General features: G+C 46.6%; 10 protein-coding genes. 6 read left to right on the top strand and 4 right to left on the bottom strand.

The genetic code is table 11. From position 1 onward, the window contains the following. The 5 genes from T496_RS0106640 (at position 1) to T496_RS0106660 (ending at position 5,477) form a co-directional block, all read left to right on the top strand. A complete protein-coding gene (locus T496_RS0106640) occupies positions 1-1,431 on the top strand; it encodes a tetratricopeptide repeat protein (protein WP_027450054.1) in 1,431 nt (476 codons plus the stop codon). Continuing rightward, the gene (locus T496_RS0106645) at positions 1,428-2,069 is read left to right on the top strand and encodes a DedA family protein (protein WP_027450055.1); all 642 of its coding nucleotides are present in this window, start codon (positions 1,428-1,430) and stop codon (positions 2,067-2,069) included. Before T496_RS0106640 ends, T496_RS0106645 begins: the two co-directional genes overlap by 4 nt. Before the next feature lie 67 nt (positions 2,070-2,136). Further along, a complete protein-coding gene (locus tag T496_RS0106650) occupies positions 2,137-3,204 on the top strand; it encodes a mannose-1-phosphate guanylyltransferase (protein ID WP_027450056.1) in 1,068 nt (355 codons plus the stop codon). Between the two features lie 9 nt (positions 3,205-3,213). Further along, complete coding sequence (gmd, locus tag T496_RS13655) at positions 3,214-4,305, top strand: GDP-mannose 4,6-dehydratase (RefSeq protein WP_044110774.1); 1,092 nt, start codon at positions 3,214-3,216, stop codon at positions 4,303-4,305. Beyond that, positions 4,305-5,477, top strand: a complete 1,173-nt coding sequence (locus T496_RS0106660; protein ID WP_027450057.1) for a GDP-L-fucose synthase family protein — start codon at positions 4,305-4,307, stop codon at positions 5,475-5,477. The genes gmd and T496_RS0106660 overlap by 1 nt, the downstream gene beginning before the upstream one ends. A gap of 61 nt (positions 5,478-5,538) precedes the next feature. On the opposite strand, the gene T496_RS0106665 is transcribed toward T496_RS0106660, so the two are convergent. Together T496_RS0106665 and T496_RS14415 are read right to left on the bottom strand one after the other, a co-directional pair. Beyond that, positions 5,539-8,247: a LamG-like jellyroll fold domain-containing protein gene (locus T496_RS0106665; protein WP_027450058.1), complete on the bottom strand. Its 2,709-nt coding sequence runs from the start codon at positions 8,245-8,247 to the stop codon at positions 5,539-5,541. Between the two features lie 29 nt (positions 8,248-8,276). Beyond that, positions 8,277-11,969, bottom strand: a complete 3,693-nt coding sequence (locus T496_RS14415) for a glycosyl hydrolase (RefSeq protein WP_081783580.1) — start codon at positions 11,967-11,969, stop codon at positions 8,277-8,279. 148 nt (positions 11,970-12,117) lie between these two features. Between T496_RS14415 and T496_RS0106675 the strand changes: the two genes are divergently transcribed. Next, positions 12,118-12,744 (top strand): phosphoribosylanthranilate isomerase, encoded by a 627-nt coding sequence (locus T496_RS0106675; protein WP_044110775.1) that lies wholly within the window; start codon positions 12,118-12,120, stop codon positions 12,742-12,744. Here the strand turns inward: T496_RS0106675 and T496_RS0106680 are convergent. Further along, entirely contained in the window at positions 12,734-13,360 is a 627-nt protein-coding gene (locus T496_RS0106680) for a trimeric intracellular cation channel family protein (RefSeq protein ID WP_027450060.1), read from the bottom strand. The two genes, T496_RS0106675 and T496_RS0106680, sit on opposite strands and share 11 nt — an antisense overlap. Positions 13,361-13,365: 5 nt before the next feature. Then, positions 13,366-14,658, bottom strand: a complete 1,293-nt coding sequence (locus T496_RS0106685) for a replication-associated recombination protein A (protein WP_027450061.1) — start codon at positions 14,656-14,658, stop codon at positions 13,366-13,368. Positions 14,659-14,723 lie beyond the last annotated feature (65 nt).

The following is a 14,723-nucleotide window of genomic DNA, read 5'->3' on the forward strand; positions in this document are numbered from 1 at the left end:
ATGTCAGTAAACGAAGGCTCAAACATTGATTCATACGACAAAGAGTTCACCGAGCGTTTAAACGAATACGAGAAGTCTGTTGAATCTGGACTTCCTGTCTTACTTGACGCCAATGAGCTCGCTGAGATTGCGGACTATTACCATATGCACGAACAGGAGGAAAAGGCTGAGAATGCTTTACAACTAGCACTCAGCCTTTCACCTGGTGCTATCGGTCCGCTGACCTACAGAATACACGAGGCCTTCGAGAGAGACGACATTGAAGCTGCCAAGGAATACTACGCACAGATAACTGAGACGGACAGCCCAGACTACGTCTATGACTGGGTAGAGATCCTATTGGCACAAAACAAAGAGGATGAAGCAGAGAACTATCTCGAAACTGAAATCGAAAAGATACCAACATCTGAGCGACAGGATTTTATCGTTGACATAGCGCATATCTATGAGCAGTGGGGCTACTATGCCCTGGCCATGAAATGGATATGTGGCGCTCAGAAAGAAGATTCACAGGACTTCAAGGAGATCATGGCTCACACCCTGCTGGGCCTTGGGAAATTCGAAGACAGCGAAAAGATGTTCGACGAATTACTAGATAAGTCCCCCTACTCTTCACAATACTGGATTTCACTGTCGAATGCCCAGCTGATGAAAGGCGACATCGCCAAGGCCGTGGAGAGCAGCGAATATGCCCTGGCCATAAACCCTGATGACACGGAGGCCATGCTGGCAAAAGCCAACGGGCTAAGCAACCTTGGCAACTACGAGGAAGCCCTGAAGTTCTACATGCGTGCACTCACAATCGTCCCCGACAACTGTGCTGCCCTTCTATTCACCGGTATTTGTCTGGGCAACTTGAACAGACATCAAGAAGCCATCGAAAAACTATTGCAAGCCAAACAAAAAGCCAAAGAATTCAACGAGGTACTACTACCTGACATCAACCACGAACTGGCTTTAACCTATTGTGCAAACAACGAGATAGATGAGGCGTTGGCATGCATTGATGAATTGGATAAGCTGGGAGAAGACAAGGCACATGTGCTACTGATCAGAGGACACATCCTTTTGAACGGCCGCAGAGTGGAGGAAGCAGAAAAGACCTTTAAGCAGGCCTTGGAAAAGGCGGCTAAACCGGCAGAGATGCTGCTGCACATCGCAGTGTCGTTCTTAGAAAACCAGATGGTGAAGGCTGCCTACGACCTGCTGAGGAGATATTTCCAAGTGGCTCCCACAGACGTCAAAGACGGTTATGCCTATATGGCGATGTGCTGCTACGACCTTAAAGACACCAAGGGCTTCTTAGAAAACCTGGATAAGGCCTGCAAACTGAACCCACAGGAATGTAAGAATGTTTTCTCAAACGTTTTCCCTGAAGAGGTGGCTCCAGAAGAATATTATAATTATGTAATAGGCAAGATTAACCTATGAGTTGGATATCAAGTTTATTAAGCAATCTGAATTATAGCACCATCTTTTTTTTGATGCTATTGGAAAGTACTGTCATTCCCGTTCCCTCTGAATTGGTGGTCGCACCGGCTGCTTATCGTGCTGCTGCAGGCGATCTGGACGTTTTCTTAGTGATACTATTTGCCACCATTGGTGCCGACATTGGTGCCTCTATCAACTACTTCGTGGCGCTCTATGTAGGCCGCCCTGTCATCTACAAATTTGCTAATAGCAAATGGGGAAAGATGTGTTTACTCAACCAGAAAAAGGTAGAAAAAAGCGAGTCTTACTTTGACAATCATGGCATCATGGCTACACTGACAGGCAGACTCGTGCCTGGCATCCGCCACCTCATATCCATTCCTGCCGGACTGGCACGGATGAACTACTGGAAGTTCCTGCTCTACACCACCATCGGTGCTGGCGCATGGCACAGCATCTTGGCCGCCATGGGCTGGTATCTGCACACGGCCGTAGGAGATGTGAGCGATGAAGAACTAAAAAACATCATCGGGCAATACAACCACTACATCGTAGGCGGCATACTGGCTATCGTGGCTTTATTAATCGGTTATCTGCTGTTAAAGAGCTATCTAAAGGGAAAGAAGGAAAAATCATAGTCATTTGCTTGCGGATGTCATATAAAATACATATCTTTGCAAAAGAATCAAGAAATCAATAACAATTATGGCTCAAGTTAACAATCATCTCGTGATTATGGCGGGCGGCATCGGAAGTCGCTTTTGGCCAATGAGCACAACAGAACGCCCTAAACAGTTTATCGACGTCCTTGGCGTTGGCAAAACACTGTTGCAACTAACCGTAGAACGATTTGGCAAACTGGTCAATCCCCAAAATATCTGGGTAGTTACTAACCAAAGATACGTAGATATTGTACGTCAGCAACTGCCTGACATTCCACAAGGCAACATTCTGTGTGAACCGTGTCGCAGAAACACAGCACCATGTATCGCATATGTATCGTGGCGCATCAAGGCACAGGATCCTAAAGCAAATATCGTGGTGACCCCCAGTGATCATATTGTCATGAACGTTCAGGAGTTTCAACGTGTGATCAAGGAATGTATGGAGTTCACCGACGAAAGCGATGCCATCGTCACACTGGGCATGAAGCCCAACCGCCCTGAGACTGGCTATGGCTACATACAAGCAGACTTATCTAATAGTTCGCTGCGTAATAAAGGTATATTCCGTGTGGACTCTTTCCGCGAGAAGCCTGATTTGGAAACAGCGCAACAATATATTAAGAAGAACTATTATTACTGGAATGCAGGCATCTTCATCTGGAATGTATCGACGATTGTTAACGCATTCCGCGTATATCAGCCCAAGATGAATAAGATCTTCGAATCGCTTCTGCCCGTATATGGCACGCCACAGGAACAGGAAGTGATCAACGAGAAGTTCCCTTCGTGCGAGAATATCTCTGTGGACTATGCCATCATGGAGAAGGCTGAGGAAATCTTTGTCTGTCCTGCAGACTTCGGTTGGAGCGATCTGGGTACCTGGGGGTCTTTACAGTCGCACGTGCGCCGCGACCTCTATGGAAACGCATGCATCGGAAACGACATCAACCTATTTGAGACACACAACTGCATGATACACACCACGCAAGAGAAGAAGGTGGTGGTACAGGGATTAGATGGCTACATCGTGGCAGAAAACGACAACACGCTGCTCATTTGCAAACTCTCTGAAGAACAACGCATCAAGCAGTTCAGCGGTGAAAACTAAATAATAAATATGAAGAATATAGCATTAATCACAGGAATCACTGGCCAAGATGGCTCTTATCTGGCAGAGTTTCTTTTAGATAAAGGTTATGAGGTGCACGGCACTATCCGCCGTTCATCGGTTGACTATCGTGAGCGCATCGCTCATTTAGAAGGAAAGAGTCACTTTCATCTGCACTATGCAGACCTGGGCGACTCGATGAGTATTCTTGGTGTCATCGGCAAAGTTCGCCCTACTGAGATTTATAACCTTGCAGCACAAAGCCATGTGCAGGTGTCTTTTGACTCACCTGAGTTTACGGCCGATGTTGACGCTGTAGGTGTGCTGCGCATTCTGGAAGCTGTGCGTCAGCTGGGAATGACAGAGACATGCCGTATCTACCAGGCATCGACCTCCGAACTGTATGGAAAAGTGGAAGAAGTGCCACAGAATGAGAACACCCCGTTCCACCCCTACTCTCCTTATGCCGTAGCAAAACAGTATGGCTTCTGGATTGTTAAGGAGTATCGCGAAGCATACAACATGTATTGCTGCTCGGGTATTCTTTTCAACCATGAGAGTGAACGCCGTGGTGAGACATTCGTGACCCGTAAGATTACGCTGGCCGCTGCTCGCATCAAGCAAGGCAAGCAGGACAAACTCTACCTGGGTAACCTAGGCAGTCTTCGCGACTGGGGCTATGCCAAAGACTACGTGGAATGCATGTGGCTGATTCTGCAACAAAAGGAGCCAGAAGATTTCGTAATTGCCACCGGTGTGCAGCACTCTGTCCGCGAATTCTGCTATACAGCATTTAAGCATGTAGGCATTGAACTGGAGTTTGTGGGCGAAGGCGCTGAGGAGAAAGGCATCGATAAAGCAACAGGCAAGGTGCTTATCGAAGTCAGTCCCGACTTCTATCGCCCAACAGACGTGGTCAACTTGTGGGGCGATCCGACCAAGGCAAAAGCCAAACTGGGCTGGAATCCCAACAAGACCTCATTTGAGGAATTGGTGAAAATCATGGTGGACAGCGACATGGCCAAAGTGGCAGCAGAAGGAGCTGCAGCCAAAGTACGCACAAACCTAGCAGAGTATTTAGAGAAAGGAATCGTGAAATAATGGCACTAGAAAAGAATTCTAAGATATACGTAGCAGGGCACCACGGACTAGTAGGCTCTGCCATTTGGAACAACCTACAGCAGAGAGGTTACACGAATCTTGTAGGACGCAGTCATCAAGAGCTCGACTTGACAGACCAAGTTGCCGTCAAGAAGTTCTTTGATGAAGAGAAGCCCGATGCTGTGGTATTAGCAGCAGCATTTGTGGGTGGTATCATGGCTAACTCACTGTATCGCGCTGATTTCATCATGATGAACATGAAGATACAATGCAACGTGATCAGCGAGGCCTATGCACACGGCGTAAAGAAGTTATTGTTCCTGGGTTCGACATGTATCTACCCCAAAAATGCGCCCCAACCCATGAAGGAGGATTGCCTGCTGACAAGCCCTCTGGAATACACAAACGAAGAGTATGCCATCGCAAAGATCGCTGGTCTGAAGATGTGCGAGTCGTACAACCTTCAATACGGCACTAACTACATTGCCGTCATGCCTACCAACCTCTATGGTCCCAACGACAATTTCCATTTGGAGAATAGTCATGTGATGCCAGCTATGATGCGCAAAATCTATTTGGCTAAACTGATTCATGAGGGAGAATGGGAGAAGATTGCCATTGACCTGAACAAGCGCCCCGTAGAAGGCGTCAACGGCGATGCCTCAAAGGAGGACATCCTACGCGTCTTAGCCAAGTATGGCATTGAAAACAATAAGGTCACCCTCTGGGGTACAGGCACGCCATTAAGAGAATTCCTGTGGAGCGAGGACATGGCCGATGCCAGCGTACACGTACTGCTGAATGTGGACTTCAAAGACATCATTGGCATTGAGAAATATTCAAGTGTTCACTTCGGAGCCTCAACAGACGGTGCCGTTGACCGCAACCACTCTGCAGGTAGAGGTGGAGCCATCCCCTCGCTGGGAGAGATTCGCAACTGTCATATCAACGTGGGTACAGGCAAAGAGCTGACCATCCGTGAGTTGTCTGAACTGATTGTGAAAAGTGTTGGCTTTGAAGGTACCGTTGAGTTTGATGCCACGAAACCTGATGGAACCATGCGCAAACTGATCGATGTTGAGAAGCTTCATTCTCTGGGCTGGACACACAAAGTAGAGATTGAAGATGGCGTTGACAAACTATTCCATTGGTATCAAGACAGTCTTCGATAGAAAAAGAACAAGTAAAGGAAAAAAATAAAGGTTGACAAAATTGCCAACCTTTATTTTTTTGTTATTTCTTCATCACCTTCTTCTTGTCGATGATGTTGATTCCTCGTTTCATCTGCGAGCGTCGAGTTCCATCAATACCATATATTGCAGAAGGCTGTTTTTCGTCCTTGACATCCTTGATGTCGTTACTCTTATCGTTCATCATGACTTTTATCTCTTCTACATCTGCAGCATAATTATAGATGCGCATGTCACGAATGAGCATTGGCATATTGGGATCCGTCAGGAACTGGCTACGACCTACGTAATTTAATACTGCATGCAAATCACTTGGCTTAATGGTGATGCTATTGCTTGAGCCTACCTCCTCGCCATTCAAATAGATCGCTGTCTTGTCCTTGCCAATAGTCACGGTGAGGTACTTCCAACTTGACAACGCTAAGTTCTGGGTGGCATCAAGTATCTGTTCGTCTCCTCCGTTCTTAATAGCGAAACGCATGCCACTCTTACCATTATTTGTGGTCAGGAACATATAATGTGAATCATCGAGGCCGAAATCAAAGACGCGCTGCCAAGCATTATTAGCACGCATTTTAATCCACATGGCAATGGTCATCTCATCATGATTGGCGATGTTATAGGGCAACTGAAGATGAGCACCATTTGTCAACGAGAGATACTTGATGTCATTAGTAGTATCATCCACATAGGCAGGTGTATCACTATGAACAGCATCCATCATATTAGGAGTCTCGTCATACAGATTGGTTTCAAAATGCCAACGGGCAATCATAGCTTTCTCGCCTGTGGCAGTTGATTCGATGGTCTCTGAAGCCTCTGACAGATTCTCCGAGAGGTCAATGGCCTTCACTTTATAGACATAGTCCACTGAGGGCAGACAGGTGTTATCTACGAAATGAGCTTTCTTAACTTTGCGGGCAATGGTGTTCCACTCTTCACGACCCTTCTCAGCACGAAGAATCATATAACCATCGAGGTCACGCTCTTTATTGGCATCCCATGACAAACGCACAGAAGCAGGCTGAGCATCGGCAACAAGTCCCTGGGGCTGTGCAGGTGCCTTACGGTCGAAAGTAGCAGTAACAGGAAGGAATCGCCACAGCTGACGAGTGCGGTCCTCGCCTGTCAACAGTTCGTTGGTCTGCACATTCACATTATTGATTGCCGACGTTTTTACGGTCGTCAGATAAAGAGCATTCTCACGATTGCGAATATAATAGGTACCATTACCAGCATACTCCAAATACCATTGCTCGTTAGAATGAGCAACCTTGTTAGCACCATACGCCATCACATTTGCACCATCAAACGTTGAGAAGTTTTGAACATTCAGATGAAGCCAATCATTTTTCGAAGCAGTGATATCATAGAAACTGAAATCGCCTGAGGTTGTTGGAGATACAGCTGGTGTCACATTCCACTTCTGTGTGCCCAGTTTCTCGTATTTCTGCACCACGATATTGTCTCCCTGTGTACCAATGGACAATCCTGTAGCTTCATTGACGATCTGATACTGACCATCAATGGCAGAAGGCTGAACGTCATCACCCCAAGTGATATCAATAACACGCTCGGCATTGACCTGTCCATTCATATAGTCTGTACCACCAGGTATCTCCATACGGAAAGCACGCAGCGGGCCTTGACCATCGAAATAGAGATCACGCTGTGGAGATACAAACTGATAAGAGGTAGTTTTTGCCTGACGCTCAGAAGAACCGATAAAGGCCTTCACACGGCCGTCATCATGACGATAGATGCTGGCTGCCGTCCAATTGTTACGGTGATCACGATAATCAAGACGCTCACCATGACGACTGATGTCGCAGAACTCACCACGAACACGACTGTCAAAGCCCCACCAAATACCAACACTCATGCCATGCTCCAGTCCAGCCATAGCCTCGACCACATTATGCATTTCGTCATTATAGCCCACTTTTCCATCATTTTGCAGGCGGTCGTAGAAGTTGACATAGCTATCCATAGAGCCTGCCAACTGGTGGGTGTTACCCCAGTCATAAACATCAGAACCTTCACTATACCAATTGATGGCATTATCATCATTCAGCGTGTTGCCACCACACATAAGAATGCCCTGCATGCTATCGTAGGTTTTTAGCTTTCTAGCCACATTGGCCTCATCCGTCTTGTTACCCTGGATTTCTCCACGGAGATTCTTCTCCCAGGCATTGTCGGGCTCGTTGAAAGGTGACACACCTATGATAGGATGCGTGGAATTCTCTTTCATCCACGCTACATGAGCTTCGATACATTTAGCCCAGTGGTCAACATTGACTGTCTTGTTTGCCGTGGTATAATAGGTATTGATAAACGGCTCTGTACTATTCTCTGGTCGATAACCATTGTCGCAGTTCATCACCAGTGGCAGGTCTTTGCTCACAATGTCAAACATTGTGGAACGCATGCTAAGACCACCAATCTGATCGATGGCCAAAGACACATCATTCACCAGTGGTGAGAAAACGCGAAAAGAGGTGCGACCAATACCCACATTCTCCGCTCCCATATGACGCAGTCCCTTTCTCAGGTTCTGTTCATTGGGCCACGCCAAGTCCAGTCCCCATGTTGGAGAGAAGCGCTTACCCTCGGCTTTGATATCTACAGGCATCGTGATATCCGACTTCTTAAAGATCTTCAGATTGATGCTTGACGACGAACGCTCCTGCGCTATAGCCACAGAAGAGACCAGAAGGCACGCTGTAAGTAAATAGTTGTTTGTGTTCATTATTTTAATAATTCTTGATTTTCTAATTATTATTTTTTGATAATCTTATAAACATGTCCATTCTCTACCTTCAAGTAAATACCCTTATTAACTTGAGTAGAATTAATCTTTCTGCCGTCGATGGTGTATAAACCATCTTCCAGCTGCGTAGAGGAAAGGGTGACATTGCTGATTGCAAGTGCATACTCGGCCTCTGTCAGTCCTTCGATAGGCATGGTCTCGCCTTCCCAATTGTCTTTCTTAGGAATATAGCTTGACAGAGAATCGTCAAAAGGAAGAATGACGGCAGTATAACTGGTCATACGAGGACGGTTATTGGGATCTACCTTTTTCCAAACGCCATTATCCAAATAATAATGCTGCTTGGGTACGCGCGCTGTAGTACGGAAATAGCCCCAAAGGTTTCCTTGTCCGAGTACCGGCTCTTTCGCCTTCGCACCATATTCATACAAAGAAACATCGGCCTTCTCTGACTTGAAAATAAAGGGAAGACCTGCGGGAACATCTGTTATCTCATATAGACAGAGGTTCTTAAGATCGGCCGTTACGCCACCTATCATGTAGAACTTCACACCATCATAGGCTTTCACGGCATAAGGCAGACAAGTGACGTTCCACTGGTTGGGCTCTACAGTGGTGCGATAGAGAGGATGGAACCTCAAGACGAAGTCAGTGGCGCACCACCATCCCTCACGGTTATCAGAAACATCGTTGGTGTCTCCCACTTTATGCCATGCTCCATTGATAGCCCCTTCTTTGGTTCCAACGAAGCCAACGGTCAATGCAGCATCATCAGGAACATACAGAGGAGAAGTCAACAGCGTTTGCCAGCGATCTTCGACACTGACGGTGGGCAGATCGTAATAATCAGCAGTCAGGACAGGTGTTGATACTGTTGTAGTGCCATCGGTCAGATAGGCATGCTGATCACTCAGGCAGAAATGCTCTGTTGAGGCCTTACACTCCAATGAGTACAAGCCATGACCAAGATCCTCGACGGTCTGTTTGATAGCCATACTCTTAGCAGTACCCTCTGAAGCATCTATTCCAGACCACCATGCATTCCAGAACGTCACATCATTCTGTTTATTGAGACGCTGGTCACCAGCTGTGTAAGTACCGCATTTCGTGGTCCATCCTGTAGAGGTAGAGAAAGATGGAGACACGATAGCATCGGTCAAAGAAGTCTGTGGGTAATATGCCTCCACAGCTGCCGTGAGCTGAGGATAAGAAGCGACGATAGCATCAATAGTCGTTGTGCCATCAAACTGCGATAGCATCTGCTGCAGCTCGTCACTGCCAGGCAGATTCAATGCTACATAGTCAGACCACAACGACTTGTTTCTGGCATACTCGTTCAAATATGAATAGGCCTTAAAGGCCTGTTCCAACAAGGTCTGGAGTGCTGCAAGAGCGTTGGCATCATTAGTGGTAACAGCATTCATCTTCTGAGTTAGATCATCGTTGATGAATGTGTATTTCGTGTTATAGCTCTGGAAGAGCTGAGCTGTCTGGCGGACACTGGAAAGGCCATCGGCCACGGCCTCGTCGAGTGTGTCATACAACGGGCCCATAAAGAGATTGCCAAACTGAGCTTTGGCACCCAACGCACGGAAAGACAAGATGGCCTTTGAATATGCTTCTGAATTGAATGTTTTAGACTGCATGACCCATAAGCCAGTCGTATTATGTATATATAAAAAGCTCTTATCCTTCTGAATACCATCACTAGAGCCATATACGAAGCTCGACAAATTGGTGGTATTACATACAGCACCAGCAAAATAATAATCCGTATTGGGTTTGATATCTACTACCTGGCGAATAGACTTCTCGCTATTATCATCGCCATCGCCATAACACTGCAGATAAGGATAACCAGCAAAACCACCCTTGGCAACGTCCTGGAAATAAGGAGCAGCGAGAGGTTCGCCTGCGCCGTTAGTCCATCCAGTAAGTCCCATCATGAAGTTGCCGTTTTTGAAAACGTTACCGCCCAGATACTTGGTGGCACCATTAATCTCAATAGCATCACCAGCCTGGACCTCTTTTGCAGCAGCTGTGATCTGATTGGTTCTGCGCTCGTCGCCATTTCCATCAACCACAAGCACACGATACTGATAGCCAATGCCTGAGTTTTTATCCTCATAAGTATAGTCGGCAGCACTTTCCTCCATGGGAATTTCTGCAAACGTCTCCCACTTGGCCGATGAATTCACACGACGCTCTACATAGATGCCGCCATTCATCTCACCATTATAATCGTGCCACTTCAGTGTAGCAACCTTTGTCTTGTTATCAAACTCAAGGGTGAAACCAGACGGAGTACGCTGCTTTACAACTTTTGGAGCATAGTCGTACTTACCGTTATAGCCTACGCCAGAGTTGATGGTGGCATAATACTGACCCGCAGCAGTCAAGGAGAAATTGTCTCTCATGATTCTGGATGGGTCACGCTCACTGTTCCAATAATAGTAACGTTCAATGTAATCCCAGTTGTTCAGATTTCCACAGATACGCTTAATAGCCTCAGCATTCTGTTGCTCTGTCACATCAGAGGCAAAAGCACCATTATGATTCCACGATGCGCCCCATACCCACTCGGAAATCCAGATTGGACGATGATAGCGATCAACCCACTGGTTTTTGAAACTCCATTCATTGAAACTGCTCTCAGGCCAGTAGCAATGCAAGTCAATAATGTCACAACGCCAGCCACGAGCATCTATACTATCCATAAACTCGCGCAAGTGATTCAAGCTACCATCATGAGAAGATGGTGAACACAAGCGCATGCCTGTACGCATCAGATTTTCCCAGTTATCCAATATTACCGCTACCGACTGCGGAGTGTCGTCGGCGGAATTTCCCGGCTCATTATTGGTTTTCAAATGCGGAGAATAAGACACCCTACCGCAATCAGCAGCAGAAGGCCAGTCTTCTTTGATGTGGTGAGGCACACACTCGCAGTCTATGCCGCGGTTCTCACCAAGACCAAACGAATAACAGCTGGTAACATTCAATGCTTCCACAGAATTAGCACGCGTATCGTTGGCCAGCGCCTGCTTACCGGTATCATACCACTTGAAGATGCGATATGAAGAAATACTGCGATCCAGAACCGCAGGCATGTTAGCTATCTCGAGGTCCTTGTCTGCAGCAATAAAACAGCGGCTATAGCCACGTCCTCCCTTTCCATTGGCGAAGGTCACCATATAGCCTCGCTTCAATTTGAAGGAGCGAATTCTGTTGTTCAGTTTCTCATCGGTCAGCGTATTCATGAAACCGCCAGTATTCTCCAAACCAAAGTCGCTACAAGACTCACCTGCGAAATTTGGTTCAGAAAACACTGTCAATGGTTTAAAGTTGGCTGCATAAGGCAGAATGATACAACCACGATTATAGAGCTTCACCTGACAGTTCGTGTTGTAAACGGCGCGCTTGCCATTAATCTGCACGTGCTTTTCCAAAAGCCCCAGCGCAGCAGAGGGCTTCACAGCGTCTAAGATAAGAACGGCATGTTCTGTATTGACGATGTTCACAACACCATTATTCCCGAAAGGAGTTGCCGACGACACAACATAATCAACATCATTCGTCAAGGAGATAGATGTCGTTACTTGCGAAACGGTAGTTTTTTGATTTGCCGACCATGCGGTCAGACTGGTAGTAAGGATGAGGCTAAGGGCCATCAGCATCCCGCGAATCAGTACTTTCTTCATTGTATAAATAGATTGATAGTTTTAGTTTTATTAATTTTGATGCAAAGTTAAAGGAATTATGGTAATTCTCCAAATTAATTATTGTTTTTTGGCAAAACAATAATTGCGTATGTTTATCCGTTAGGATAAGAAAGAATAAATATCAAAGATGAAGATTAAAGTCTGTGGCATGAAAGACGGCGAGAACATTCGCCAAGTCAGTGGGTTGAGTGTGGACTATATTGGCCTGCATTTCTGTGCGGATTCGCCACGTCACGTGACAATGCTTTCCACCCATGCAGGTATTATTCCTGATCGTGGAAGGTCTATGTCTGCAGAGGCGAGCTCTTCCATCCAGAAAGTTGGTGTCTTCACCAACGAGATGCCTCAGAACATCATCACACGGGCGGTCACCTTCGGCCTTGATATCATCCAACTAAACGGAGAAGAAACACCAACACTCATCCGTAATCTGCGCGCGACCCTCGTTCCCGACATCTGCCCAGACATTCAGTTTTGGAAGAAGGCAAAGCCACAGAAAGAAAGCTATGGGAAATATGAACACGCCGTCGAAGCATTCATCTTCGATATGAAAGACATCGACTTCCTATCAGAATACGAAGGAACAAAACCCTTCTTTCTTTGTGGCACGTTTACTGAGAAAGATGCAGAATCCATTCGCAACATCCGCCATCCCCAATTGGCCGGAATAGATCTTTCTACCAGTTTTGAAAGTCAGCCTGGCATCAAGGATATAGAAAGACTCAAGGCCTTTTTAGACCTGTTTAAGAATTAGAATCCTCGGAGGCAAGGATAGGTAGAGAGATATGGTAGCGAACAGCTAGGAATCTGACAAGGCAGATCAGCACAAAGCTCACAATAGCCGTAATGCCGACAGACAGGCCTGCTGCTAGTCCTATCCAATAGACCACACCTCCCAGCACACTGGCCATAGCATAAATCTCCTTGTGGAATATGACAGGCTCATTATTGAGAAGCACATCTCGAATGACGCCACCAGCTGCACCCGTGATGCAACCCATGATGACAGCAACCCAGAAAGGTTGTCCGAAAGCCAGACTCTTTTGAATTCCAGCTACGGTGAAAAGCGCCAGACCAAAGGTATCAAATACGAACCAAGCATTCTTCAATGGTTCCATCCATTTACCCATAAAAGCAACGGTCAGCAATGCGATAGCCGTACATATCATGTAAATGGGCGTTGTCATCCAAAACGGTGTGGCACCAAGCAAGACATCACGTATAGTACCACCACCAATGGCCACGGCAATGCCACAAACATAACCGCCAAACCAATCAAAATGTTTTGCTGCCGCATGACGAATGCCTGAAATGGCAAAGGCGAATGTGCCAAGCATTTCAATAACGCTGATCAAGAAATCCTGATTCATCTATCCTAATCTTCAAAACGTTTTCCCCAATAGTTAACCATTCTCTGATAGAGTTTCTCCTCTGCCGGATTATGTTGTCCGTGCCACAGCCGCTGGTCAACCAGTTCATCGGGCATATATTGCTGCTGGGTGAAGTGGCCAGGATAATCATGCGGATATTTGTAACCATCATGATATCCAAGCTCTTTCATTAATTTAGTTGGAGCATTTCTAAGAGGTAAAGGCACGGGAAGATTGCCCGTCGCACGCACCAAAGCCAGCGCCTGATCAATGCCCAGATAAGCAGAGTTGCTCTTGGGCGAGGTGGCCAAATAGACCGCACATTCTGCCAGAGCGATACGCGCCTCGGGCCATCCTATTTTCATCACCGTATCGAAGGCGGCATTGGCCAGCAACAAGGCATTAGGATTGGCCAATCCGATATCCTCGGCAGCAGAGATCACCAGACGGCGGGCAATAAACTGCGGGTCTTCCCCACCCTCTATCATACGTGCCATCCAGTACAGCGCTGCATCGGGATCACTTCCTCTGATACTCTTAATAAAGGCAGAAATGATGTCATAATGCATCTCGCCATCCTTATCATAGGCCAGCGGATTCTGCTGGAGACACGACACTACGAAATCATCTGTGATAACAATCTCTGAAGATGCAGAATCTTTGGTCGCCTTAGCGCTCTCAACAACCAGCTCAAGGATGTTTAACAGCTTACGCGCATCGCCACCGCTGAACCTTAATAGCGCATCGGTCTCCTTCAGGTTGATCTGAAGCTCCCGAAGAACCACGTCGGTAGAAATAGCACGATCCAGCAGTTTCAGCAGATCTTCTTTCTCCAGTGAGCGAAGAACATACAGCTGACAACGCGACAACAGAGGTCTGATAACCTCAAAAGACGGGTTCTCTGTCGTTGCACCAATCAGTGTAACAATACCGCGTTCCACCGCCCCCAACAAAGAATCCTGTTGAGACTTAGAGAAGCGATGAATCTCGTCTATAAATAATATAGGTGAAGCCTCATTGAAGAAGCGTCCTTTCTGCGCTTTTTCAATGACATCCCTGACATCCTTCACGCCACTTGTCACTGCAGAGAGCGTGTAGAAGGGTGTTTCCAACTTATTGGCAATGATATGCGCCAACGTTGTTTTTCCAACGCCCGGAGGTCCCCACAAAATGAAAGAAGAGATGCGCCCCGAGTCTATCATTCTGCGGAGAACAGCCCCCTCACCTACCAAGTGTTGCTGACCAATATAGTCATCCAACGTTCGCGGTCTCAATCTTTCTGCTAATGGTTCTGCCATAATTTCGATGCAAAGATAGAAAATAATTGCGAAATATGAATTATGAATTAAGAATAATTTCGTAT

Origin of the sequence: Xylanibacter brevis P6B11, assembly GCF_000621825.1 — a bacterium.
GTDB classification, from domain to species: Bacteria; Bacteroidota; Bacteroidia; order Bacteroidales; family Bacteroidaceae; genus Prevotella; species Prevotella brevis.

Bases quoted from the DNA above. Each gene is read 5' to 3' on its own strand.
- T496_RS14415 (WP_081783580.1), bottom strand. From the start codon at position 11,969: ATGAAGAAAGTACTGATTCGCGGGATGCTGATGGCCCTTAGCCTCATC.
- T496_RS0106660 (WP_027450057.1), top strand. From the start codon at position 4,305: ATGGCACTAGAAAAGAATTCTAAGATATACGTAGCAGGGCACCACGGA.
- T496_RS0106650 (WP_027450056.1), top strand. From the start codon at position 2,137: ATGGCTCAAGTTAACAATCATCTCGTGATTATGGCGGGCGGCATCGGA.
- T496_RS0106645 (WP_027450055.1), top strand. From the start codon at position 1,428: ATGAGTTGGATATCAAGTTTATTAAGCAATCTGAATTATAGCACCATC.
- T496_RS0106685 (WP_027450061.1), bottom strand. From the start codon at position 14,658: ATGGCAGAACCATTAGCAGAAAGATTGAGACCGCGAACGTTGGATGAC.
- T496_RS0106675 (WP_044110775.1), top strand. From the start codon at position 12,118: ATGAAGATTAAAGTCTGTGGCATGAAAGACGGCGAGAACATTCGCCAA.
- gmd (WP_044110774.1), top strand. From the start codon at position 3,214: ATGAAGAATATAGCATTAATCACAGGAATCACTGGCCAAGATGGCTCT.
- T496_RS0106665 (WP_027450058.1), bottom strand. From the start codon at position 8,247: ATGAACACAAACAACTATTTACTTACAGCGTGCCTTCTGGTCTCTTCT.
- T496_RS0106680 (WP_027450060.1), bottom strand. From the start codon at position 13,360: ATGAATCAGGATTTCTTGATCAGCGTTATTGAAATGCTTGGCACATTC.
- T496_RS0106640 (WP_027450054.1), top strand. From the start codon at position 1: ATGTCAGTAAACGAAGGCTCAAACATTGATTCATACGACAAAGAGTTC.